This is a genomic window from Tardiphaga sp. OK245, from assembly GCF_900108575.1.
Classification (GTDB): domain Bacteria; phylum Pseudomonadota; class Alphaproteobacteria; order Rhizobiales; family Xanthobacteraceae; genus Tardiphaga; species Tardiphaga robiniae.
Map to the genome: position 1 here is coordinate 728,010 of NZ_FNWZ01000004.1, position 24,606 is coordinate 752,615.

General features: G+C 61.9%; 20 protein-coding genes. All 20 read right to left on the minus strand.

Features of this window, described 5'->3' with window-relative positions; genetic code table 11:
* Positions 1 to 137: 137 nt before the first annotated feature.
* On the minus strand, positions 138 to 1,928 hold the full coding sequence (locus BLW80_RS22075; protein WP_089262580.1) for an ABC transporter substrate-binding protein: 1,791 nt from the start codon (positions 1,926 to 1,928) through the stop codon (positions 138 to 140).
* Positions 1,929 to 1,989: 61 nt separating this feature from the next.
* Complete coding sequence (locus tag BLW80_RS22080) at positions 1,990 to 2,319, minus strand: DUF2160 domain-containing protein (RefSeq protein ID WP_093759628.1); 330 nt, start codon at positions 2,317 to 2,319, stop codon at positions 1,990 to 1,992.
* Between the two features lie 9 nt (positions 2,320 to 2,328).
* Positions 2,329 to 3,135, minus strand: coding sequence for a carbohydrate ABC transporter permease (locus BLW80_RS22085; RefSeq protein WP_093759629.1), 807 nt, complete (start codon positions 3,133 to 3,135; stop codon positions 2,329 to 2,331).
* The gene (locus BLW80_RS22090; RefSeq protein WP_093760069.1) at positions 3,135 to 4,037 is read right to left on the minus strand and encodes a carbohydrate ABC transporter permease; all 903 of its coding nucleotides are present in this window, start codon (positions 4,035 to 4,037) and stop codon (positions 3,135 to 3,137) included. The genes BLW80_RS22085 and BLW80_RS22090 overlap by 1 nt, the downstream gene beginning before the upstream one ends.
* The gene (locus BLW80_RS22095; RefSeq protein ID WP_093759630.1) at positions 4,037 to 5,122 is read right to left on the minus strand and encodes an ABC transporter ATP-binding protein; all 1,086 of its coding nucleotides are present in this window, start codon (positions 5,120 to 5,122) and stop codon (positions 4,037 to 4,039) included. The genes BLW80_RS22090 and BLW80_RS22095 overlap by 1 nt, the downstream gene beginning before the upstream one ends.
* A 1-nt stretch (position 5,123) precedes the next feature.
* Complete coding sequence (locus BLW80_RS22100; RefSeq protein ID WP_093759631.1) at positions 5,124 to 6,212, minus strand: ABC transporter ATP-binding protein; 1,089 nt, start codon at positions 6,210 to 6,212, stop codon at positions 5,124 to 5,126.
* The gene (gene glpD / locus BLW80_RS22105; protein ID WP_093759632.1) at positions 6,209 to 7,753 is read right to left on the minus strand and encodes a glycerol-3-phosphate dehydrogenase; all 1,545 of its coding nucleotides are present in this window, start codon (positions 7,751 to 7,753) and stop codon (positions 6,209 to 6,211) included. Before glpD ends, BLW80_RS22100 begins: the two co-directional genes overlap by 4 nt.
* 139 nt (positions 7,754 to 7,892) lie before the next feature.
* Positions 7,893 to 8,711: a DeoR/GlpR family DNA-binding transcription regulator gene (locus BLW80_RS22110; RefSeq protein WP_244528382.1), complete on the minus strand. Its 819-nt coding sequence runs from the start codon at positions 8,709 to 8,711 to the stop codon at positions 7,893 to 7,895.
* A gap of 115 nt (positions 8,712 to 8,826) precedes the next feature.
* A complete protein-coding gene (locus BLW80_RS22115; RefSeq protein WP_093759633.1) occupies positions 8,827 to 9,021 on the minus strand; it encodes a hypothetical protein in 195 nt (64 codons plus the stop codon).
* Positions 9,022 to 9,107: 86 nt separating this feature from the next.
* Positions 9,108 to 9,539 carry an acyl-CoA thioesterase gene (locus tag BLW80_RS22120; protein WP_093759634.1) on the minus strand — a complete coding sequence of 144 codons (432 nt, stop codon included), beginning with the start codon at positions 9,537 to 9,539 and terminating at the stop codon, positions 9,108 to 9,110.
* A gap of 27 nt (positions 9,540 to 9,566) precedes the next feature.
* A complete protein-coding gene (locus tag BLW80_RS22125) occupies positions 9,567 to 11,663 on the minus strand; it encodes a 3-hydroxyacyl-CoA dehydrogenase NAD-binding domain-containing protein (RefSeq protein ID WP_093759635.1) in 2,097 nt (698 codons plus the stop codon).
* A 7-nt stretch (positions 11,664 to 11,670) separates the two neighbouring features.
* Positions 11,671 to 12,954, minus strand: coding sequence for an acetyl-CoA C-acetyltransferase (locus tag BLW80_RS22130; RefSeq protein ID WP_093759636.1), 1,284 nt, complete (start codon positions 12,952 to 12,954; stop codon positions 11,671 to 11,673).
* Positions 12,955 to 12,967: 13 nt separating this feature from the next.
* Positions 12,968 to 15,244 (minus strand): acyl-CoA dehydrogenase, encoded by a 2,277-nt coding sequence (locus BLW80_RS22135; protein ID WP_093759637.1) that lies wholly within the window; start codon positions 15,242 to 15,244, stop codon positions 12,968 to 12,970.
* 235 nt (positions 15,245 to 15,479) lie between these two features.
* On the minus strand, positions 15,480 to 16,103 hold the full coding sequence (locus BLW80_RS22140) for a flavin reductase family protein (protein WP_089262600.1): 624 nt from the start codon (positions 16,101 to 16,103) through the stop codon (positions 15,480 to 15,482).
* A 36-nt stretch (positions 16,104 to 16,139) separates the two neighbouring features.
* Positions 16,140 to 16,739 carry a TetR/AcrR family transcriptional regulator gene (locus BLW80_RS22145; RefSeq protein ID WP_093759638.1) on the minus strand — a complete coding sequence of 200 codons (600 nt, stop codon included), beginning with the start codon at positions 16,737 to 16,739 and terminating at the stop codon, positions 16,140 to 16,142.
* Positions 16,740 to 16,758: 19 nt separating this feature from the next.
* Positions 16,759 to 19,899 carry an efflux RND transporter permease subunit gene (locus tag BLW80_RS22150; protein ID WP_093759639.1) on the minus strand — a complete coding sequence of 1,047 codons (3,141 nt, stop codon included), beginning with the start codon at positions 19,897 to 19,899 and terminating at the stop codon, positions 16,759 to 16,761.
* A gap of 27 nt (positions 19,900 to 19,926) precedes the next feature.
* On the minus strand, positions 19,927 to 21,033 hold the full coding sequence (locus BLW80_RS22155) for an efflux RND transporter periplasmic adaptor subunit (RefSeq protein WP_093759640.1): 1,107 nt from the start codon (positions 21,031 to 21,033) through the stop codon (positions 19,927 to 19,929).
* Between the two features lie 117 nt (positions 21,034 to 21,150).
* Positions 21,151 to 22,491: an MFS transporter gene (locus BLW80_RS22160; RefSeq protein ID WP_093759641.1), complete on the minus strand. Its 1,341-nt coding sequence runs from the start codon at positions 22,489 to 22,491 to the stop codon at positions 21,151 to 21,153.
* A gap of 115 nt (positions 22,492 to 22,606) precedes the next feature.
* Positions 22,607 to 23,188, minus strand: a complete 582-nt coding sequence (locus tag BLW80_RS22165) for a TetR/AcrR family transcriptional regulator (RefSeq protein WP_089262610.1) — start codon at positions 23,186 to 23,188, stop codon at positions 22,607 to 22,609.
* Positions 23,189 to 23,282: 94 nt separating this feature from the next.
* Positions 23,283 to 24,536 (minus strand): Hsp70 family protein, encoded by a 1,254-nt coding sequence (locus BLW80_RS22170; RefSeq protein WP_093759642.1) that lies wholly within the window; start codon positions 24,534 to 24,536, stop codon positions 23,283 to 23,285.
* Between the last annotated feature and the right edge of the window lie 70 nt (positions 24,537 to 24,606).

The following is a 24,606-nucleotide window of genomic DNA, read 5'->3' on the forward strand; positions in this document are numbered from 1 at the left end:
TGTTCATCTATGAACGCCTGTATTTACTGGATCACCCGCTTTCGCGAGTGATGACAATGCAGTGTTGGGCAACATGGTGCGTAACAAAGAAAAGGCCGGGATCGCTCCCGGCCTTTTTTGTTTGTTCAGGAAGGCGCTTAGTTCGATGCGCGCTTCTGCGGCGGGGTCGCGGGCCACGACTTGATCAGCGTGTCGTAGTCCACCGTCTCGCCCTTCGGCTTCTCGTTGGCCAGCTTGCGCTGGGGCGCGATGTTGCCGTCCTTGGCGGACTTCGCGTACCAGAACTCGGCGGTCTCCTTCTTGTTCAGCTTCGGTCCGCATTCGCCCTGAACCTTGGATCGTTCAAGACGTTCGAGCACAGAATCCTGAGCTGCGGCCAGTGAGTCCATCGCCTGCTGCGGCGTCTTCGCACCGGACGACGCATCGCCGATGTTCTGCCACCACAACTGCGCCAGCTTCGGATAGTCCGGGATGTTGTTGCCGGTCGGCGACCACTGCACGCGGGCCGGCGAGCGATAGAACTCGACCAGACCGCCGAGCTTCGGCGCACGTTCGGTGAACGACTTGTCCCAGATATCGCTCTCACGAATGAAGGTGAGACCGACATGGCTCTTCTTCAGCGACACCGTCTTCGAGGTGATGAACTGCAGATAGAGCCAGGCCGCCTTGCGGCGATCGGCCGGGGTCGACTTGAGCAGCGTGCCCGAACCGACGTCCTGATAGCCGAGCTTCATGCCTTCCTTCCAGTACGAGCCATGCGGCGACGGGGCCATGCGCCACTTCGGCGTACCGTCGGCATTCATGACCGCAAGACCCGGCTTCACCATGTCGGCGGTGAAGGCGGTGTACCAGAACATCTGCTGGGCGATATTGCCCTGCGCCGGCACCGGCCCCGACTCCGAGAAGGTCATGCCTTGCGCCTGCGGCGGGGCATACTTCTTCATCCAGTCGAGGTATTTCGCGATCGAGTAGACCGCTGCCGGACCGTTGGTATCGCCGCCGCGCTCGACGGAGGAGCCCACCGGACGGCAGCCTTCCATGCGGATGCCCCATTCATCGACGGGCAGACCGTTCGGAAGACCCCTGTCGCCGTTGCCGGCCATCGACAGCCAGGCGTCGGTGAAACGCCAGCCGAGCGACGGATCCTTCTTGCCGTAGTCCATGTGGCCATAGACCTTGACGCCGTTGATCTCCTTGATGTCGTTGGTGAAGAACTCGGCAATATCTTCATAGGCCGACCAGTTCACGGGCACGCCGAGATCGTAGCCATACTTGGCCTTGAACTTGGCCTTGTAGTCGGGATTGGTGAACCAGTCGTACCGGAACCAGTAAAGGTTGGCGAACTGCTGGTCGGGCAGTTGATACATCTTCTTGTCCGGCGCGGTGGTGAAGGACGTTCCAATGAAGTCCTTGACGTCGAGCGTCGGGCTGGTGACGTCCTTGCCTTCTGCGGTCATGTAGTCCGACAGCGCGATGGTCTGGCCGTAGCGGAAATGCGTGCCGATCAGGTCGGAGTCGTTGATCCAGCCGTCATAGACGTTCTTGCCGGACTGCATCTGGGTTTGCAGCTTCTCGACCACGTCGCCTTCCTGGATCAGGTCGTGCTTCAGCTTGATGCCGGTGATTTCGGAGAACGCCTTGGCCAGCGTGCGCGATTCGTATTCGTGCGTGGTGATGGTTTCGGAGACGATATTGATCTCCATGCCTTTGAACGGCTGCGCGGCCTTCTCGTACCACTGCAGTTCTTTCAGCTGCTCTGCCTTCGACAGCGTCGATGGCTGGAATTCGCTGTCGATCCACTTCTGAATGGTGGCGTCGTCGGCCTTGGCCGGTGCGGCGAGCAACGCAGTCGCCGTGATCAACGCAGCAGCGCTGGTCATCATGATATGGCGCGTCGGGCGACGTGCCTGTGTCGTCAGGTGCCTCATAGCTTCCTCCCTCACTTCTGTTTCAGGCCCGGGTTCATCCCGGGACTGCAGTCCATGCCGGTCAGACGGTGCGAAAAATTGCCACCGCCGAGACCAGCGAAATCAATGTCGCGAACCACAGATTCGAGATTTCAACTCCCTCCTCGCCGATCGGCAGCGTCGCGATCGGGTCGGAACCGACGAAGCCGATCCACAACAGGTGGATGACGGCCGCCGCGATCAGCGACAGGAACAGCCGGTCGCCGCGCGTGGTGGGAATGCGCAGGATGCCGATGCGCTCGGCCTCGGGATAGGCGACTGCGAGCCAAGTCATAGTGCCCAGCGTGAGTGCCAGCAGGCCGAAGAAGATCGCCGTCGGCGGTGTCCAGGCCATCCATGCAATATTTTCCATGACGGCCTCCTAGACCCGGCCAAGCGCGAAACCGCGCGCGATGTAATTGCGGACGAACCAGATGACGAGGGCACCGGGGATGATGGTCAGCACGCCGGCAGCGGCGAGCAGGCCCCAATCCATGCCCGAGGCCGACACTGTGCGCGTCATAACCGCCGAGATCGGCTTGGCATTCACCGAGGTCAGCGTGCGCGCGAGCAGCAGTTCGACCCAGGAGAACATGAAGCAGAAGAAGGCAGCGACGCCGATGCCCGACGCGATCAACGGCACGAGAATCTTCACGAAGAACTTCGGGAATGAGTAGCCATCGAGAAATGCCGTCTCGTCGATCTCGCGCGGCACGCCGGACACGAAGCCTTCGAGGATCCATACTGCGAGCGGCACGTTGAACAGGCAATGCGCCAGCGCCACGGCCCATGGCGTGTCGAACAGGCCGATGGCCGAATAGAGATTGAAGAATGGCAGCGCGAATACGGCGGGCGGCGCCATCCGGTTCGACAGCAGCCAGAAGAACAGGTGCTTGTCGCCGAGGAAACGATAGCGCGAGAACGCGTAAGCCGCCGGGAGGGCAAAGGAGATCGACAGGACGGTGTTGATGATGACGTATTTCAGTGAATTGATATAACCGGAATACCAGCTCTCATCGGTGAAGATGCGTGTGTAATTCTCCAGCGTCGGCTGGTGCGGCCACAGCGTCATGGTCGAGACGATCTCGCCATTGGTCTTGAAGCTCATATTGACGAGCCAGTAGATCGGCAACAGCAGGAATACCAAAAATAGCAACAGGATAATGCGGCGTCCAGGGATCGTATGCATCAGACCGCTCCCTCGCGCTTGGTGTGATCGACGCCGGCATTGGTCATCACGGTGTAGAATATCCAGCACACGATCAGCACGATGATGTTGTAGACCAGCGACAGCGCCGCAGCCTTGCCGAGATCGAACTGGCCGAGCGCGATCTTGACAAGCTCAATGGAGACGAAGGTGGTCGAATTGCCGGGGCCGCCGCCGGTGACCACGAAGGGCTCGGTATAGATCATGAAACTATCCATGAAACGCAACAGCACGCCGATCAGCAACACACGGTTGAGCTTCGGCAACTGGATCGCGCGAAACACCGCCCAGCGCGACGCGCCGTCGATCTGTGCCGCCTGATAATAGGCATCGGGGATCGATTTCAGGCCTGCGTAACACAGCAGCGCGACGAGGCTGGTCCAGTGCCAGACATCCATCACGATGACGGTGGCCCAGGCATCAAACTCGTTCGACACGTAATTATAGTCGATACCCATGTGGTTGAGTGTATAGCCGAGCAGGCCAATGTCGGGACGGCCGAAGATCTGCCAGATGGTGCCGACCACGTTCCATGGAATCAGCAGCGGCAGCGCGAGGATCACGAGGCAGACTGCGACGCGCCAGCCGTCACGCGGCATCGACAGCGCGACAAGAATGCCGAGCGGTACTTCGATGGCGAGGATGATCGCGGAGAAAGCCAGGTTTCGCAGCAGCGACGCGAAGAAACGCCCGCCGAGATCGCTGGACGGATCGAGCAACTCCTTGAACCAGCCAACGCCGTTCCAGAAGAACTGGTTGTTGCCGAAGGTGTCCTGCACCGAATAGTTCACGACCGTCATCAGCGGCAACACCGCGGAGAACGCCACGATGAGAAACACCGGCAGGACGAGGAACCAGGCTTTTTGATTGACGGTTTTGTCCATCATGCAACCCCTTCGACAAGGCGGCTGTCAGCATAAACGTGCACCCGGCCGGGATCGAACACCAGCCCGACATCGCTCCCCGCAACAGAAAATCCCTGAGGTACGCGCGCGGCGAACTTGACGCCGCCGATGCGGACGCGCGCGAAACTGATACGGCCGAGATCGTCGACCCGCTCGACCTGCGCCAACAGCAAGCCCGGTGCGGGCGTCGCAACATGGACAAATTCGGGGCGAACGCCGATTTCGATTGTCGCGCCCGCTGGCAACTTGTCGTAGCTGCGCTGCAGCGCGATCACGTGCCCGCCGATACGCGCCTCGCGGCCGCTGACTTCGGCCGGCACGATATTCATGCCGGGCGAGCCGATGAAATAGCCGACGAATGTATGTGCGGGCTTGTCGAACAATTCCTGCGGCGTGCCGGACTGTACGACACGGCCGTCATGCATCACCACCACCGTATCGGCAAAGGTCAACGCTTCGGTTTGGTCGTGAGTTACATAGATCATCGTCAGATCCAGCGCGCGGTGCAGCGCCTTCAGCTTCGACCGCAATTCCCATTTCAGGGCGGGATCGATCACTGTCAGCGGCTCGTCGAACAGCACGGCGGCGACATCGGAGCGCACCAGACCGCGGCCCAGCGAGATCTTCTGCTTGGCATCGGGCGTTAGCCGCGTCGCCTTGCGACCCAGATAAGGCGTGAGATCGAGTAGTTCGCCGATCTCGGCGACACGTGCATCGATCTGCGCCTTCGGCACGCCGCGATTCTTCAGCGGAAAAGCGAGATTCTCGCCGACCGTCATGGTGTCGTAGATGACCGGGAACTGGAACACCTGCGCGATGTTCCGCTTCTGGGTCGACAGCGGCGTGATGTCCTTACCGTCGAACAGGATCTGGCCGCGCGTCGGCGTCACGATACCGGAGATCAAATTGAGCAGCGTGGTCTTGCCGCAACCGGATGGGCCGAGCAGCGCATAGGCGCCGCCCTGCCGCCAGGTCATGGAGATCGGCTTGAGGGCAAAGCTCTCCAAATCGGCATCGGCGCCGCTGTAGGACTGCGCGAGATCGACGAGATCGATGCGGGCCATATTACGCTCCCTGCACAGTGTTGGGAGCGGCGACCAGACGGTCGCTGCCATCGAAGACGAACAGATTGGCGGGATCAAGCACGGCGTCGAGCATGTGGCCGGGCAGGAATTCATGCACGCCCTGCAGCACCGCAACCCAATTCGACGCGTCGCGCTTCAGATGAACGAAGCTTTCCGACCCGGTGATTTCGGTCACGGTCACTTCCGCAGGAAATGCATGCCGTCCGGCGAGACCACTGGCGACTTCGAGCTGATGCGCGCGGAAGCCAACGCGATAGCTGCCGTCGGCGAGGTTTGCGTAGAGCCCGCTGGCGGGCGCCGTCGCGCCGCCGGCATAATGCACATTGCCATTCTTCTTCTCGATCGCCACCAGATTGAGCGGCGGATCTGAGAACACTTCGGCGGCCTTGAGAGTCTCGGGGTGGCGATAGACTTTGGAAGTCTGGCCGACCTGCAAAACCTGGCCTTCCCACAGACACACGGTGCTGCCGCCCAACAAAAGCGCTTCGGAGGGCTCCGTCGTCGCATAGACGAAAATCGCACCAGAGGCCTCGAAAATCTTCGGCAGTTCGGTGCGCAATTCCTCGCGCAGCTTGTAGTCGAGATTGGCGAGCGGCTCGTCGAGCAGCACGAGATCGGCGCCCTTGACCAGCGCGCGAGCAATGGCGGTGCGCTGCTGCTGGCCACCGGAGAGTTGCAGCGGCGTGCGCTTCAGATAGGGCTCAAGCTTGAGCAAGGCCGCAGCTTCGTGCACGCGGGTTTCGATCTCGGCTTTCGGCTTGCCCTGCACGCGCAGCGGCGAGGCGATATTCTCATAGACCGTCAGCGAAGGGTAATTGATGAACTGCTGATAGACCATCGCCACCGAGCGCTTGCGGATATCAACGCCGGTGACGTCCTTGCCATCGACCAGCACACGGCCTTGGGTCGGCTTATCGAGCCCGGCCAGCAGCCGCATGATCGAGGTCTTGCCGGCCAATGTCGGCCCGAGCAGCACGTTCAGTGTGCCCCTTTCCAGCGTCAGCGACACGTCACGGATCGTCGTGACGCCATCGACCATCTGCGAGACGTGATCCAGTGCGACGCTCATGATCGCGCCCCCGCTTCACGCATCGGATTGGCGGGCTGCGCGCGATTGGCTTGCAGCCATTGATCGAGTGCCGCGATCTCTTCCTTCGACAGGCGCAAGCCGAGCTTCGAGCGACGCCAGACGATATCCTCGGCGCTGACGGCCCATTCATGCGCTATGAGATAACGTACTTCGCGCTCGGTCAGCATTGCGCCAAAGGCCTGACCGAGATCGGCCGGCGATTTCGCGGTGCCCAGCATCTTCGCTGCGCGCGTGCCATAGGCATGCGCCAGGCGGTTGGCATGGGCCGGGGTGAGGAACGGATAGTCGCGCAACAATTCGGCGATCAGCGCATCGACCGCGGAGACATCGAAATCACCGCCAGGCAGCGTGGCATGGGCCGTCCAGCCTTCCCTGGCCTTGGTGCCCTTCAGATACGGCGCAAGCTTCTGCAAGGCTTCTTCGGCAAGGCGGCGATAGGTCGTGATCTTGCCGCCATAGATCGACAGCAGCGGCAGGCCACCGGGCAGATCGAGCTCGAACACATAGTCGCGCGTCGCCGCCTTGGCCTCGTTGGCGCCATCGTCATAGAGCGGGCGCACGCCGGAATAGGTCCACACCACGTCTTCGGCCAGCACGGGCCTGGCGAGATATTCGCTCACCGACTTGCAGAGATAATTGATCTCGTCGGCAGAGATTTTCACATCGGCGGGATCGCCGTCATAATCGATATCGGTGGTACCGATCAGGGTGAAATCGTCCTGATAAGGAATCGCAAACACGATACGACCATCTGCATTCTGGAAGATGTAGGCACGGTCGTGGTTGTAAAGTTTCGGCACCACGATGTGCGAGCCCTGCACGAGGCGAACTTTCGCTTTCGCATTGACGCCGGCACCGACCGCCAGAACATTCTCGACCCACGGACCACCGGCATTGACCAGCGTGCGCGCGCTGATGGTCGAACGGTCGCCCGTCGCCGTATCCTGAACCGTGACCTGCCACATCCCGTCGGCCTGCCTGATCTCGGTTGCGCGCGAGCGCGTGCGGATGTCAGCGCCCCGGTCCGCGGCATCACGCGCGGTGAGCACGACAAGACGCGCATCATCTACCGAGCAGTCGGAATATTCAAAGCCACGCTTGAACCGGCCGGGCGCCAGCGGCTTGCCGGTCTCGTCGCGGGTGAGGTCGAGCGTGCGCGTCGGCGGCAGAAGTTTACGGCCGCCGATATAGTCGTAGAGGAACAAGCCCAAGCGCAGCAGCCAGGCGGGCCGCAGACCGGCGTGATGCGGCAGCACGAAACGCAAGGGGCGAATGATATGCGGCGCGATCTGCCAGAGAACTTCGCGTTCCAACAGCGCGTGGCGCACCAGTTTGAAATCGTAATATTCGAGGTAGCGCAACCCGCCGTGTATCAGCTTGGTCGACCAGGATGAGGTGCCGCTGGCCAGATCGTTCATCTCGCAAAGGAACACGGAATTGCCGCGGCCGACGGCGTCGCGGGCGATGCCGCAGCCGTTCACACCACCACCAATGATTGCGAGGTCGTAGATCTGACCCACCCCGTCTCCCCTCCTGCGCCAATTGTCTGGCGCCTTCCTTCGGACGCGCCATCTTCGCTTTCAGCGATTTGGCTTTCGTTTTCGATTAAACCACAACCTAAAACGAAAGCAACTGGCGTTTTCGGGGTCTGAACAGGGTCTAAAGCGGGGTCGGCTCGGGTTCCAGGTCGTCCGCATCGTCGGCGGAGCCCGGCAAGGCGGCGATGACCTGCACGCCCCGGCTTCGGCAGATCTCCTGCAAGGGCGGTGGCAGCGGCACGTCGGTGACGAAGGTCTGTATCTGGCTGATATGGGCGATGCGCACGGCCGCCGAGCGCCGCAGCTTGGTCGAATCGCAGACCAGCATGACACTGCGGGCATTGGCGATGATCGCCTGCGCCGCCTGCACCTCGCGATAGTCGAAGTCGAGCAGCGCACCCTCCTCGTCAATCGCCGAGGCGCCGATGATGGCGTAATCGACCTTGAATTGGCCAATCAGCTTGATCGCCGTGGAGCCGATCACCGCACCATCGGAGCGGCGCACGGTGCCACCGGCGACAATCACCTCGATATGCGGGTGACGATAGAGCATCATCGCAACATTGAGGTTGTTGGTAATGACCAGCAGGTTTTCGTGATTGGTCAGAGCGCTGGCGACTTCTTCCGTGGTGGTCCCGATATTGATGAACAGCGACGAGCCATTGGGAATCTGCGCCGCGGCAGCGACGCCGATGGCTTTCTTCTCTTCGGCGGCTACGAATCGCCGCGCTTCGTAAGCAAGGTTTTCCACGCCGGAGGCGACGATGGCGCCGCCGTGAATGCGCGTCAGCAGGCGCTGGTCGCAAAGATCGTTGAGATCCTTGCGGATGGTCTGTGCGGACACCTCGAAGCGCCGCACCAGGTCGTCGACCATCACGCGGCCAAAGGCGCGCGCGTGATTCAGGATTTCGGATTGGCGATGGGTCAGGCCAGCAGTCACGACAGCACCTCGGATCGAACGGTTCCATGGTGCGGGTGTTGACGGCAATGGTCAACGCATCACCGGCGCAGGCCCCATGCGCGTCGCCGCCGCGATGTCGTAAGAGAGTCGCCCTCTAGGGCGTCACAGCCGCTTGGATACCCTGCGCGAATTGAAAGGCGGCGCGTTCAGCTTCGCGCGCATTGCGAAACAGTTGGCCTTCCATCGGGTTGAAACGGTGAGACGCGGCGAAGAACCTGTACCCACCGGGATCGCGAACCACGATGCCGGCAGCCTGCGATGAGACTTCGATGATGTAAGTGTCTGACATGGCGGCCCCCTACGTGATAGGCGATGCATATTCCGGGCCACTAACTGCAGAGGAGGTATTTCGTTCCCGCCGGTGTTTAGAATTGCTCAGGTCGAGATCGTCGCGTCCGGACGCTTGATCACCTGCGGGCGCCCCGCCTCGTCAATGGACACGAAGGTGAAATTGCCGTCGGTCACCAGGATCGGGGCGTTTTCGTTGCGGCGAAGCACCCAGGCCTCGATATGCACGGTAAGTGACGTGCGGCCCATCCGCACCAGTTCCGCATGCACGGACACGACGTCACCGACATGAACGGCCTTGCGGAAGGTCATCGCCTCGATGGCGACGGTGACGGTGCGCGTCTTCGCCACCTTGGCGGCAAAGATGCCGCCGCCGAGATCCATCTGGCTGAGCAGCCAGCCGCCAAAGATATCGCCATTGGCATTGGTATCTGCTGGCATCGCCACCGTGCGGATGGTGAGATCGCCGGTCGGTTCCGCATCCAGCCCTGTCACTGGCTGCGTCGTTGATTCAGTCATGAGCAAAGCCTGCCGCAAATTGAGTCATCATTTAAAGGTTTCCCAGCCGGCATCCGGCGCAAAGCGATCGCCGAACCGGGCCGCCAGCGTGCGCAGCGTGGCGGTGATATTCTCGGTTCCACGCGCCCGCGCATAGTTCAGCGGGCCGCCGCGGAATGGCGCGTAACCTGTTCCGAAAATCATTGCGCCATCGACAACATCCGGATTGTCGACGATGCCTTCGCGCAGACAGGCGACGCAGACATTCGACATCGGCAGCACCAAGCGATCGATCATCTCCTGCGTCGGCCGCGCGGTGGCGACCGCGCTGGAACTCTTCTCAGCCTTGCCGTCACGCCATGTATAGAAGCCACGGCCGGTCTTCTTGCCGAGCTCGCCCTTGTTGACCTTCTCGCGCAGCCAGGCTGGCGTCGGCGGCAGCAGATCGCCGAATTTGGAGCGCAGCATGTCGCCGACGGCCAAACAAATATCGAGGCCTACCTGATCGGCCAGTTCGATGGGCCCCATCGGCATGCCGAACTGTTCGGCGGCGGCGTCGATGGTTTCCTTGTCGACTTTCTCCTCCATCAGCATCATCGCCTCAAGCATGTAAGGCGTCAGCGCGCGATTGACGAGGAAACCCGGCGAACTCTTCACCGGCAGCGGTAGGCGATCAATTGCGCCGACGAAAGCCGTGGCCTTCTTCAGCATATCCTGATCCACACCGTCATGGCTGACGACTTCGACCAGTTGCAGGCGGGACACCGGGTTGAAGAAATGCAACCCCAGCAGCCGCTCCGGCCGCGCCAGCGTGCTGCGCAGATCCTGTAGTGGAATGCTCGACGTATTGGTGGCGAGGATCGCATCCGGCTTCATGCGCGGCTCAATGCCGGCATAGACCTTCTGCTTCAGTTCGAGCTTCTCCGACACCGCCTCGATGATCAGGTCGGCATTGCGTACGCCCTCGCCGTCCATATCGGGGATCAGGCGATCCAGCGTGTCGCGCTGCTCGGTGCGCTTGCGGATGATCTTGCTGTAGAGATCGGCGGCGCGCTTCATGGCGCCCGCGATCGGCTCGGGCTTCATGTCGGCCAGCGTGACGCGGATGTCCTGATGTGCGCACCACGCCGCGATGTCGCCGCCCATGGCGCCGGCGCCGATCACATGGACATGTTTGATGGTGTTGCCGTCACCGGCAAGCTTCTTCATCTGCTCGCGCAGGAAGAAGACGCGGATCAGGTTCTGCGCCGTCAGCGTCACCATTAGCCGGGCGAAGGACGCCTTCTCGGCATTGAGCATCGCCGCACGGTCACCGCCATGCTTCTCCCACAGCTCGATCAACGCATAGGGCGCGGGGTAATGTTCGCGCGGCGCAGCCTTCGAGGCTTCCGCGACCATGCGCGAGGCGAGAATGCCGCGCACCGGCGAGAAGTTCATGATCGGGATCAGCGCACTCGGCTTGGCGCGCTTGAGCTTGCCGAACACCGCATCGCGCACGGCGTTGCGGACATGGCGTTCCTCGGTCACCGCATCGACAAGGCCGATCGCTTTCGCCTTGCGCGCGTCGATGGTCTTGCCGGTCAGCATCAGCGGCATCGCCTGCATCGGATTGACCAGATGCGTGAAACGCGCCGTGCCGCCCAAACCTGGATGCAGGCCGAGCATCACTTCAGGAAAACCGAAACGCGCACCATCGATGGCGATGCGCATCTGGCAGGCCAGCGCCACTTCGAGGCCGCCGCCCAGGCAGAAACCGTGAATGACGGCCACCGTCGGGATCTTCAGCGCCTCGAAGCGGTCGATCACCGCGTGAGCACGGCTGATCTGCGTTTCCACTTCCAATGGATCGCTGGCGCCACGAAATTCATTAACGTCGGCGCCGGCGATGAAACCGGACGTCTTGGCCGAACGAACCACGATGCCGGTCGGGCGCTGGGCTTCCAGCGCATTCAGCACCTGATCGAATTCTTCCAGCACCACAGCCGAAAGCGTATTGGCGCTCGCATCGGCGCGGTCAAACAACAGCCACGCGATGCCATCGGCGTCGCGCGTCACCTTGAAGTGGCGATAAGCGCCTGATGTGTCGGGACCCGGCCCGAGTTCGAGCACGCGATCCCCAAGAACGTCCATGATCTTGCTGTCCATGACGCCCTCACACCGTCTCGATCAACATCGCGCCACCGAGGCCGCCGCCGATACATTCGGTTGCGATGCCGCGTTTGGTGCCGAGCCGCTTCATCGCATTGACGAGATGCAGCACAATACGGTTACCGGACGTGCCGACGGGATGGCCGAGGCTGATCGCACCGCCATCGACATTGAGCCTGGCGCGATCGATCTCGCCCGCGGCGCCATCAAGGCCGAGCACCTCGCGGCAGAATTTTTCGTCCTTCCAGGCGGCGAGACAGCCGAGTACTTGCGTGGCGAAGGCTTCGTTGAGCTCCCAGGTCTCGATGTCCTGAATCGTCATGTTGTTGCGCTTCAACAGATCGTTCGACGACAACACCGGACCGAGCCCCATGATCGACGGATCGAGCGCAGACCACTGGCTGTCGATGATCACCGCCTTCGGCGTGAGACCATGTTTCGCCACCGCTTCTTCGGACGCAAGAATCGTCCATGATGCGCCATCGGTGATCTGCGAAGAATTGCCGGCGGTGACCTGCCCCCACGGACGTTCGAATACCGGCTTCAGTGTCGCGAGCTTATCGATCGACGAATCCGCGCGGACGCCGTCATCGTGGTCGTAGAAATTGCCCTTGCGATCGAAGGCGGTTTCGACCTCACCCTTCAGCCAGCCCTGTTCCTGCGCATGCGCAAGGCGCTTGTGGCTTTCGACGGCATAGGCATCGGCCTGTGCACGCGTGATGCCGAACAGATGCCCGACCTTCTCGGCGGTCTGGCCCATATTGAGGTCGGTGATCGGATCGGTGAGACCGCGCTCAAGGCCTATGACCGGCTTAAAATATGCCGGCCGGGCCTTAGCGATCGCCGCCACCTTGCCGAGCACACCCTTGGCCATAGCAAGCCCGGCGAACCAGCGTACGCCGTTCTGCGGCCAGACCAGCGGCGCGTGGCTGAGCGCTTCGGCACCGCCAGCGAGAATCAAATCGGCATTCCCCTCACGGATATAGCGATAGCCGGTGTCGATCGACTGCATGCCGGAGCCGCAATTGATCTGCACGGTGAAGGCCACCATCGCCTCGCCCATACCGAGCCGAAGTGCTGCGACGCGCGCGGGATTCATCTCATCGGCAATGACATTGACGCAGCCGAGGATCACCTGATCGAAGGCATCGGGTGCAAATGGCTGCCGCGCCAGCAGCGGGCGTCCGCATTGCACGGCGAGATCGACAGGGGTGAATGGGCCGGGGCCGCTGCGCGCCTTCAGGAACGGCGTGCGGCTGCCGTCGACGATATAGACTGGTCTTGTCATGAAAGTCTTGCCATCAGCTTGCTGCCCGCTGCTCACCAAGTTCCTGGAAGAACTGGTGCACGTTATCGGACTTCTTATAACCGGGCGACAGCTCTTCCGGTGCGAAGTGATCGACCTCGATCACCAGCTTGACGGCTTCCTGCGCAGCGGCGAGCTTTTCGCCCTCGGCCTGAGTGATGACGCCCTGTGTCACTGCATCCTTCCAGTTCTTGAGCTTCGCCGTCCGAATGCGCTTGGCAATATCGTCACTCGATGTCACCAGTTTGAACGCCTTCTCAAGCCGCGCAAGACCGCGGTCATCATCCACATGCGACAGATCCGGCGTCAGGCGATCGCGCGTCGCCGACGGCTCCAGGATCATCTGCGCGCAGCGATGCACCACGCGGTCCGAAGGCCCGAGCACCGATGCACCATATGGCTGCACGATGAATTTGAGGATGCCGGCGACAAAGCGGTTCGGCAGGTTGGCCAGAATCTCCGCAAAGCGGTTCTCGATGGTCTTGAAGCCGGACGCCATACACCATTCAAGCGCCGGCAGGTCGTCCTGCTGGCGGCCTTCGTCCTCCCAGCGCTTCAGCGCAGCCGAGAGCAGATAAAGCTCGGAGAGAATATCGCCGAACCGCGCCGACAGCATTTCCTTGCGCTTCAACGCTCCGCCGAGCGTCAGCAACGCCATGTCGGCGCACAATGCGAAGGCCGAGGAATAACGCGAGAGCTGGCGATAGAACTGTGTAGCATCGCCGGCATCCGGCGCAGGCGCGAATACGCCACCAGTCCAGCAGCGGCCCCAGGCGCGGAACAGCGTGGTAATGCTGTGGCCGATATGTTTCCAGAACGCGGTGTCGAAGGCCTCTAAGCCCTTCGCCTTGTCGGGATCGCCGAGCGCATTCATTTCCTGCAACAGATAAGGATGCGCGCGGATGGCGCCCTGCCCGAACACGATGAGATTGCGCGTCAGGATGTTGGCACCCTCAACCGTGATGCCCACCGGCATCGCGCGATAGAGATTGCCCATATAGTTCTGCGGGCCGTCGATGACGGCCTTGCCGCCATGGATGTCCATGGCATCATCGATGGCGATGCGCATGCGCTCGGTGGCATGCAGCTTCATGATGCCGGAGATAACCGCGGGATGATGGCCCAGATTGAGCGCCGCCGAGGTCAGGCGTCGCGCGGCATCGAGCAGATAGGCCGTGCCGGCGATGCGGGCGAGCGGCTCCTCGATGCCTTCGAACTTGCTGATCGAAATGTTGAACTGTTCGCGGATGCGGGCATAGGCACCAGTGGTGCGCGCGGCATAGGCGGCACCGGCCGCAGACAGGGACGGCAGCGAGATGCCACGGCCGGCGGCGAGCGCCGACATCAGCATCTTCCAGCCCTGTCCTAGGCGCTCCTGACCGCCGATGATGTAGTCGAGCGGAATGAAAACGTCGCGGCCCCAGTTCGGGCCGTTCTGGAACACCTGCATCGACGGTAGATGGCGCTGGCCGATCTCGACGCCCGGAAGATCATGCGGGATCAGCGCAACTGTGATGCCAAGCTCATCCTGTGAGCCCACGAGGTGATCGGGGTCATAGGCCTTGAAGGCGAGACCGATCAACGTCGCGACCGGGCCGAGCGTGATGTAGCGCTTGTGCCAGTTGAGGCGCAGGCCCAGAACCTCCTGGCCTTCGAACGTGCCCTTGCAGATGATGCCGCTGTCGATCATCGAGGCCGCGTCCGAGCCCGCTTCCGGGCTGGTGAGGCCGAAACAGGGAATGTCGCGTCCGTCGGCAAGGCGCGGCAGCCAGCGCTGGCGCTGCGCGTCGGTGCCGAACTTCATCAGCAGTTCGCCGGGGCCGAGCGAGTTGGGCACCATCACGGTGACGGCGGCGACCACCGACCGCGACGAAATCTTGCGCACCACTTCCGAATGCGCATAAGGCGAGAAGCCGAGACCTCCGAATTCCTTCGGAATGATCATGCCGAAGAACTTTTCGCGCTTGATGAACTCCCAGACGTCCGGCGACAGATCGCGCAATTCCCAATTGATCTTCCAGTCGTCGATCATCTCGCAGAGGCGATCCACCGGCCCGGTCATGAAGGCCTGTTCTTCGTCCGTCAGTGTGGCCGGCTTGACGGCGAGCAGCTTGGCCCAGTCCGGATTGCCGGTGAACAGATCCGCATCCCACCAGACGTCGCCGGCTTCCAGCGCCTCGCGCTCGGTATCCGACATTTTCGGTAGCACGCCCTTGGCCCAGCCAAAGATCGGCTTGGTGAGATAATCACGGCGCAAGCTGGACGAGCTCATGGAGGCTTCCTCTCGATCGAGACGACAAGCAGTCCGGGCGGACCACGGGCGCCAAAAGGCAGACGCTCTTGCAGGACGGTGTCGGTGTCACCTTAGCTTTCGCATTGAAATTCAAGCGAAATTTGACAGCATCGAGCCATCATTAACGACAGGATACCGCAACGGTTCCCGAAAGGCGATTTCCCGCCGCGTGACCAGTGGTCGCGCGACCGAAATGCCGGAAGAATAGCCGGCCTCAGTCCGGCCGGTTCATCTCGAACATGGCGTCCTGCTTGATGTGGAAATAGTCGCCGCGGCGGCCGGCGCGCAGGATCGGGCCAGCCAATGCGGTCTGGTACACGCCATCCACGATCAGGGTTTTGTCGATATGCACGGCGACGACTTCACCCATGGTGAGGAAGGCGTTGGCCGAAGCGCCGTTGGCGCCCTTGAGTTCGATGATCTGGGTCACCTTGCACTCGAAAGCAACGCGGGCTTCGCCGACACGAGGTACGTTCACCAGCTTGCTCGGCACCGGCGTCAGGCCGGCGATCTCGAATTCATCGACTTCCGGGCCGACATGCGCCGCCGTGGCGTTCATCTGCTTGGCCAGATCCATGGTGGCCAAATTCCAGACGAATTCCTTCGTCGCCTGCATGTTGCGGGCGGAGTCCTTGATCCCGATGCTGGAAAAGCCGATCAGCGGCGGCGTGTAGTTGAAGGCGTTGAAGAAGCTGTATGGCGCCAGATTAACGTGGCCATTGGCATCCCGGGAGGAGACCCACCCGATCGGACGCGGACCGATGATGGCATTGAAGGGATCGTGCTTGAGGCCGTGGCCGTTGACGGGTTCGTAAGAATGCAGATCGAATGCGGTCACGCGGAAGATCCCCTGAATTGACGTCAGAGAGATCGTCTAGCCCCGCGGGGCCAACCCGGCAAGAACGAAGTCGATCATCTGGTCCAGGGTCGGGCCAGGTTTCGTCGCACATTGCGCGATCATCTGCGGGTGAAAGAACCGCATCATGGCGGTGCAGGCGCACATGGCTGCCAATTCGACGTCCGGAGCCTGAAACTCACCCTTGGCAGCACCGTCCGCGATGACACCGCCGATGGTAACGGTGATGCGCTCCATATGAGCAGTGCAGACATCCCAACTCTCTTCCATGGCGATGGCGACCATCTCATGCAGCTTGGCATCGCCGACATAGCGTTCGGCATTCATCTCATGGATCGACGTCAGCAGTTCGCGGAGCCGCGCGGCGGCCGGCTGCGGATTTTCAGCAATCGCTCCAGCGGCCTCTTCAACTTCCCCCATCAACCGCTGCGCCACAGCCGCGATGATCGACTTCTTCGAATCGAAGAAACGATAGACGTTCGCCGGTGACATCCGCAGCACCTTCGCGATGTCGGCGACGGTGGTCTTCTGGTAGCCAATTTCACGAAACAGCTTTTCCGCGACCACAACGATGCGGCCCCGCATATCGGCTTCGACGTGTTCAGAAATCAGAGTCATCTCGGATAACAGTCTTTAGCTATTCGGCAGCAAGCGGAAAGGCCTGCTTCTTGTCGTGATGGTGCGGTGCGTGATGATCCACATCCTCACCCGATCCGCGTTCATCCAGGCTCTTGCGAAACCATAGGGCATAGAGGCCCGGGAGATACAACAACGTCAAGAACGTCGCCACAAACAATCCACCCATGATGGTGACCGCCATCGGGCCCCAGAAGGCCGAGCGCGACAGCGGGATCATCGCCAAAATGGCGGCCAACGCCGTCAGGATGACCGGACGCGCACGGCGCACGGTCGCCTCGACGATGGCTTCGCGGCGGGTCAGGCCGTGCCGCACGTCGGTTTCGATCTGATCCACCAGAATAACGGCGTTGCGCATGATCATACCCGCCAGCGCGATCAGGCCGAGCAATGCCACGAAGCCGAACGGCTTGTTGGCAACGTTCAGCGCCAAAGAGGCGCCGACGATGCCGAGCGGCGCCGTCAGGAACACCAGGATCAGGCGCGAGAAGCTCTGCAACTGCACCATCAGCAGCGTCAGCATGATGATCATCATCAGCGGAAACAGTACGGCAATCGAGGCATTGCCCTTGCTGGATTCCTCCACTGCGCCGCCGATCTCGATGCGATAGGCCGGCTGCAGGCTGTCGCGAATCTGCTGCAACTGCGGCCAAATCTGGTTGGTGACGTCCGGCGGCTGCACGCCGTCGACGACGTCGCCGCGCACGGTGATCGCCATGTCGCGGTTACGGCGCCAGAGGATCGGCTCCTCATGGGCGTATTCGATCTTCGCCACCTGCGACAGCGGCACCGGAACGCCGTTGCGCGAGATGATGGTGAGATCGCCCACACGGCCGAGATCGAGGCGTTCCGACGGCACGGCCCGGGCAACGACACCCACTTTCTCGATACCGTCACGCACGTTCGTGACCGACGCGCCGGAGATCAGCATCGCCAGGGATTGTGACAACTCCTGCGGCGTCAGGCCGAGGGCGCGGGCGCGATCCTGGTCGACCACCAGCCTGAGGGAAGGCGTCTGTTCGTTCCAGTCGAGCTGCGGATCGACCATATTCTTGTTGGCGCGCATTACTTCGCGCACCCTGTAGGCGATATCCCGCACGGTCGCGGTATCCGGCCCGATGACGCGGAACTGGACGGGGAAACCGACCGGCGGACCGAAATTGAAGCGATCGACGCGCACGCGTGCTTCCGGCAGCTGGCCATCGGCGACGGCCTTCTCGATCTTGGACTTGATGCGCTCGCGTGCCTCGACATCCTTGGACACGATCACGATCTCGGCGAAGGCCTCGTTCGGGAGCTGCGGATTGAGGCCGAGCCAGAAGCGCGGCGAGCCGCGGCCGACATAGGCCGTATAGGTGGCGATGTCCTTGTCGTCCTTGAGCAGCTTCTCGGCGTCCTTGACCGCCTTTTCGGTAACGCCAAAGGCCGTGCCTTCCGGCAGGCGCAGCTGCAGGAACAGTTCGGGGCGCTCAGACAGCGGGAAGAACTGCTGCTGGACATGGCCGAAGCCAACGATGGCGGCGATGAAGATACCGACCGTGGCAGCCACCACCTTGATGCGGTGCGTGACGCACCACTGCACGACACTGCGCAGACCGCGATAGATGCGCGTCTCATAGACCGCATGCGGATCGTGATGGGCCTTGCCGTGGGCAGCAAAGTTCGGCAGCAGCTTCACGCCGATATAGGGCGTGAAGATCACCGCGACGAACCATGAAGCGATCAGCGCAACCGCGACCACCCAGAAGATGCCACCGGCATATTCGCCGACCGCGGAATTGGCGAAGCCGATCGGCAGGAAGCCGACGGCCGTGATGAGCGTGCCCGTGAGCATCGGAAACGCCGTCGATTCCCAGGCGAAGGACGCCGCGCGCACGCGGTCCCAGCCCTGCTCCATTTTCACCACCATCATCTCGACCGCGATGATCGCGTCGTCGACCAGGAGGCCGAGCGCGATGATCAGCGCGCCGAGCGTGATGCGATGCAGGTCCATGCCCATCGCATTCATGACCATGAAGACGATACCGAGCACCAGCGGCACCGACAGCGCTACCACGATGCCGGTGCGCCAGCCGAGCGCAAGGAAGCTGACGAACAGCACGATCGCCAGGGCCTCGATGAATGAGTGCGTAAATTCGCCAACGGCGTGTTCGACCACCAGCGGCTGATCGGCGATCTGCTCGACATTGACGCCCTGCGGGACGGCGACCATGAACTCGTTCTTGGCCTTTTCGACGTCCTTGCCGAGTTCAAGAATGTTGGCGCCGTTCGCCGTCACCACGCCGATGCCGAGTGCGTATTGGCCTTTCTGCCGGACCTTGAAATCCGGTGGATCGACGAAGCCATGGCTGACCGTCGCGATATCGCCGAGGCGGAACGTGCGCCCGTTACTCTCGACCGGCGTCTCCGCGACGGTTTTGGCGCCATCAAGTGCACCGGTGACGCGCAGCGGCACGCGCTGCGACGAGGTTTCCACCGTGCCCGCCGGCTGGATCGCGTTCTGCTTGGCGAGCGAGTCGAACAGCGTCTGCGGCGTAATGCCGAGCGTCGCCAGTTTGGCGTGGGAGAATTCGACGAAAATGCGCTCGTCCTGGGTGCCGTAGAGATTGACCTTGGTGACACCCTTCACCTTCAGCAGGCGCTGCCGCAGGCCTTCAGCGACCACCTTCAACTGTTTGAAATCGGCGCCGTCCCCCGTCATCATGTAAAGAATGGAATCGACGTCGCTGAATTCGTCATTGACCGTCGGCCCGATCAGATTGGCGGGCAGGCTGCCCTGCACGTCGGCAAGCTTCTTGCGCAACAGATAGAACAGGAACGGTACTTCCTTGGCGGGCGCGTTATCCCTGAACGTGACCTGCAGCGCCGTGAAGTTCGGCTTCGAATAGGTCTGCACCTTTTCGAAGTAAGGCAGTTCCTGCATCTTTTTCTCGATGGGATCTGCAACCTGTTCCTGCATTTCCTTGGCCGTCGCCCCCGGCCAGATCGCCGTGACGTTGACGACCTTCACCGTGAATGACGGATCTTCGGCGCGGCCCAGCTTCTCGTATGAGAAGAAGCCGCCGACGCCGAGCGCGATGATCAGAAACAGGATCAGCGCGGGATGAGCGACGGCCCAGGCGGAGAGGTTGAAGCGATGCATCGGCTTCGTCCTTTGAATGCGAGCGTCTTAAAACGACAATGCGGAGACGACGTGAACCTTCAGCGCCGGGTCGAGCTTCTGCACGCCCAGTGTCACGATCTTGGCACCTTCATCGACGCCACCTGAGATGATGACGTCGTTGCTCTCATAGGACTTCACCTTGACCGGCTGCAGCGCGACGTCGCCCGATGCGCTCACAACGTAGAGCGAAGGGTTGTTGCCCTGGCTGAACAGCGCCGAGAGCGGCACGCGCGCAACGCGTTCGGTGGCGGGATCGGAGAGCGTCAGCGTCGCCGTCATGCCGAGCGACACCTTGTCGTCAGCCTCGGGCAGCGAGAACTTGGCGAGATAAGTGCGCGTCGCGGTGTCGGCATTGGGCGCCAGTTCACGCAGCTTGGCGGCATATTGCTTGCCGGGCTCGGACCACAGCGTCACGCTGGCTTTGCCTTCCTTGGCGCGGCCAACCAGCGTTTCCGGAATGGAAACCACCGCCTCCTTCTCGCCGAAACGCGCGACACGGATGGCGGCTTGCCCTGCGGCGACGACCTGACCGGCATCGATCAGCGTCGCGGTGACAACGCCGCGGGTGTCGGCGATCAGCGTCGCATAAGAGAGGCTGTTCTTGGTGAGTTCGACCGAGCGTTCGGCGCGATTGAGACGCGCCCGGGCTTCGTCGCCCGTGGCTTTGGCCTGATCGAGCTGTGCCTGGGTGGACCAGCCCTTGGCGCGCAATTCGGTGGCGCGGCCCTCGGCTGCAGTGGCATTGGCCAGCACGCCCGTGGATGCGTTGAGTTCGGCGACCGCCTGCTCGGCCTGCAGCTTCAGATCGACCTCGTCGAGCGTAGCCAGCGGCTGGCCGATCTCGACGTTCTGGCCGACCTCAACAAGGCGCTTGGCGACCTTGCCGGTGACCCGGAAGCCCATATCGGTCTCGATCCGCGGGCGGATGGTGCCGACGAAACTGCGCTGCGGCGATTCCGGCTCGTAATGCACGGTCGCGACCAGCACGGGGCGGGTCGGCTTGGCCTCAGCTTCGGTCTTCTTGCCGCAGCCGGCCAGAGCAAGGGCCGGGATCAGCAGGAGCGCAGCGGCGAATGGCTTGCGGAAAGCGCTGACTTTGGTGTGGCCGAGCATCACGAGCGTCCTTCGAATGAATGTTCGAAGGGAACTTAGGCGTGATCACTGACGAATGTCAATATTCGTCAGTGATCACGATTTCGCCAGATTGCCGCACCGCATCACGGCCTTATTTCACCGTGCCGGTTTGCCGGTAGCTGCGAACTCCGTTGCTGTCCCGTGATTGCCGACCAGCACAAGGATTCCGGCCACCAGCGGCATGGCCGCCAGGACCAGAAGCCCGGTCGAGGTGCTGCCGGTCAATTCCTTGACCCAGCCGATCAGATAGGGACCGCCGAAGCCCGCAAGATTGCCGATCGAATTGATCAGCGCGATGGCGCCGGCCGCCGCCGTGCCGCTCAGCCACGCCGTCGGCAGCGTCCAGAACAGTGCGAAGGTGCAGAACACGCCGATCGCAGCGACCGTCAGCGCGACCATGGTCAGGGTCGGATTGGTGGAGATGCCGGACAGCGCGAGCGCCACGGCGGTCAGCAGCAGCGGCAGGCCGACATGCCAGACGCGTTCGCGGGTCTTGTCGGAATGCTGCGCCCACAGCACCATGGCAATGGAGCCGAACAGATAGGGGATCGCGGTGACGAAACCGGTCTGCAGGTTGGTGAAGCCGAACGCCTTCACGATCTGCGGCAGCCAGAACTGCATGCCATAAAGCGCGCCGACAAAGCCGAAATAGATCACGCTCAGCATCAGCACCTTCGGCGACGACAGCGCCTGCCCCAGCGTCATGCCATGGGCGCTCTCCTTGGCGAGACGCTCGCCTTCGAGCTTGTCGGAGAGCCACATCTTCTGGTCAGGCGTCAGCCATTCGGCCTTTTCAGGCTTGTCGGTGAGGTAGAACCAGGTGACGACGCCGAGAATGACCGAAGGAATCCCTTCGATGATGAACAACCACTGCCAGCCCTTCAGGCCCATGACACCGTCGAGCCCCAGCAGCATGCCGGAGATCGGCGCGCCAATCACCGTGGATACGGGCACCGCGATCGCGAAGGCGGCGAGGAAACGCGCGCGATATTCGGCCGGAAACCAGTAAGTGAGATAGAGGATAATGCCGGGGAAGAAGCCCGCCTCGGCGACACCGAGCAGAAAGCGCAGCGTGTAGAAGCTCCACGGGCCACTGACGATCGCCATCAGCGCAGAGATGATGCCCCAGCTCACCATGATGCGCGCGATCCAGCGGCTGGCGCCGAATTTCTCCAGCGCGATATTGCTGGGAACTTCAAAAATGAAATAGCCGATGAAGAAGATGCCGGCGCCCCACGCAAAAACGGTGGGCGAGAAATTCAGCTCGGCATTCATGGTGAGCGCGGCGAAGCCAAGATTGACGCGGTCGAGATAGGCCAGGAAATAGGCCAGCACCAGAAACGGGATCAGCCGCCAGGAAATGGCGCGGATGGTCGAGGTTTCGATGTCGGATTTCGCGCTGCGCGTGGCGCGCGCCCCGACGGCGGTCTGGCTCATGGTTCACTCCCGGTCGCTTGTTGTCGGCAACGGTCTCTGCGGGCCGCGCTGTCATGTCGCACGGTTTAGCGAAAGACCCGAGGAGCGGCAATGTCTGTGCAGAGCAGCAATCAGCTCAGCGCAGCACCTGCGTGAACAGCACCTGCGCGAAGCGCTCAATCGGTGCCGGGCTGCGTTCGGCTTTCGACAGCAGGTTGGCGCCCTGCAGCGAGGAGACGATGAAACCCGCAACCTCCGCGCATTTGAAGTCGGCCGGCAGCTCGCCGGCTTTCACCGCGGAGGTCAGGCATTCGGCAATACTCTGCTGAACATCCGCGAAGATCGTCAGCAGCCGGTCGCGAATGAGGTCGCTGTGGTCGCTGGCTTCTGCCGTGAAGTTGCCGAACAGGCAACCATTGCACATCTGGTCTTCGGTGAGCCGGGCCACATTGGCATCGATATAGGCGCGCAACCGCGCCAGTGGCGACAGGCCCTCATTGCGCAGCGTCTGCGCCATCAGTTCGCGCCCCTTGGCGAAATAGAGATCGATGATCTCGAGGCCGAATTCTTCCTTGGAGGTAAAGTGGTTGGTGAAGGTGCCCTGCGGCACACCCGCGGCATGCACGATGTCGCGAACACTGGCCCCCGCATAGCCGCGCGCATGCACGACCGCGAGGCCTGCGGTGAGAATCCTGTCGCGATTCGAGAGCTTCGCCATGGACTTAATATGGCTGTGCCGGGCGCCGGATCAAGCGACCGCCGCGCATAACCACAAGGCGTTCAGCCCCCTTTTACTGCCCTGGCCTTTGGGTCTAACCCTGCCCGTAGCGCCGGGCCGCCTCGACAGTCAGACCCTTGCCAACGGCCCCGAACGTGTCGCCATCGATGGCGCGGGCGGCCGGCAGCGCCGCCGTAATCGCCTTGCGGACATGGGCGAGCTGCACCGAACCGCCGGTCAGGAACACCGCATCGATCGCTTCGGGCTTCAATCCGGCCTGATTCAGGCAGATCTTGATCCGCGCAGTGATCCGATCGGCAAGCAATTGGGTATGGCTGACGAGTTCCTTGCGGGCGACGCCGGCGGCAAGGCCAGGCTCGATCCAGTCCAGCGCGATGCTCGATTTCGGCTTGTCGGACAGGCCAATCTTGGCGCCCTCGACTTCCATGGCCAGTGTGTGGCCGCGCTGCTCGTCCAGTACGCGCACCAAGCGATCCAGCAGCTCCGGCTGCTGCGCCTCATAGCGCACCTGTTTCACCTCGTTCATGACCTTGGAGTCGTACATCCGGTTGATGCTCGACCAGGTCGCCAGATCGTGGAAATAGCCTGACGGCACATCGAGCCCGGCGCGCTTCATCGCCGAACGATAGCCGAGCAGCGGCATGATCACACCGAGACTGAGATGTCTGTCGAAATCGGTGCCCCCGATGCGCACGCCGTCATTGGCGAGAATGTCGTCCTTGCGATCGGCATGACGGTGCCGTTCGGGCGAAAGGCGCACGATGGAGAAATCCGACGTGCCGCCGCCGATATCGGCGATTAGCGCCATCTCCTCCGAATTGATCTGGCGCTCGTAATCCAGCGCCGCGGCAATCGGCTCGAACTGGAACGTGACGTCCTCGAAGCCGACGTCTTTCGCTATGGCGCGCAGCGTAGCTTCGGCCTTGGCATCGCCCGCCGGATTGTCGTCGACGAAATGGACGGGACGGCCATGGACGACCTGGCGGAGTTCAAGCCCTGTGGCCTGTTCCGCACGCCGCTTCACCGCACCGAGATAATAGGCGATGACATTGCGGAAGCTGACGCGTTCGCGGCCGACGCGCGTCGTCTCGTCGATCAGCGACGTGCCAAGCACGGATTTAAGGCTGCGCATCAGGCGGCCAGGAGCGCCCTCGACATAGGCCTCGATCGCCTTCCGGCCGATGAAGGCGCCGGTATCGGCCTTGTAAAAGATCGCACTCGGAATTGTGGCATGATAGTCTTCGAGCGCCGCCAGCACCGGAACATCATTGATGACCGTGCCTAGCGTCGTGTTCGACGTCCCAAAATCCAGACCACAAACCGACATTGCCGCTCCCGAAAGGAACGTCCGTCTACACAGTTCGCCGGCCGCGATCTAGCATTATATTTTTGCACAG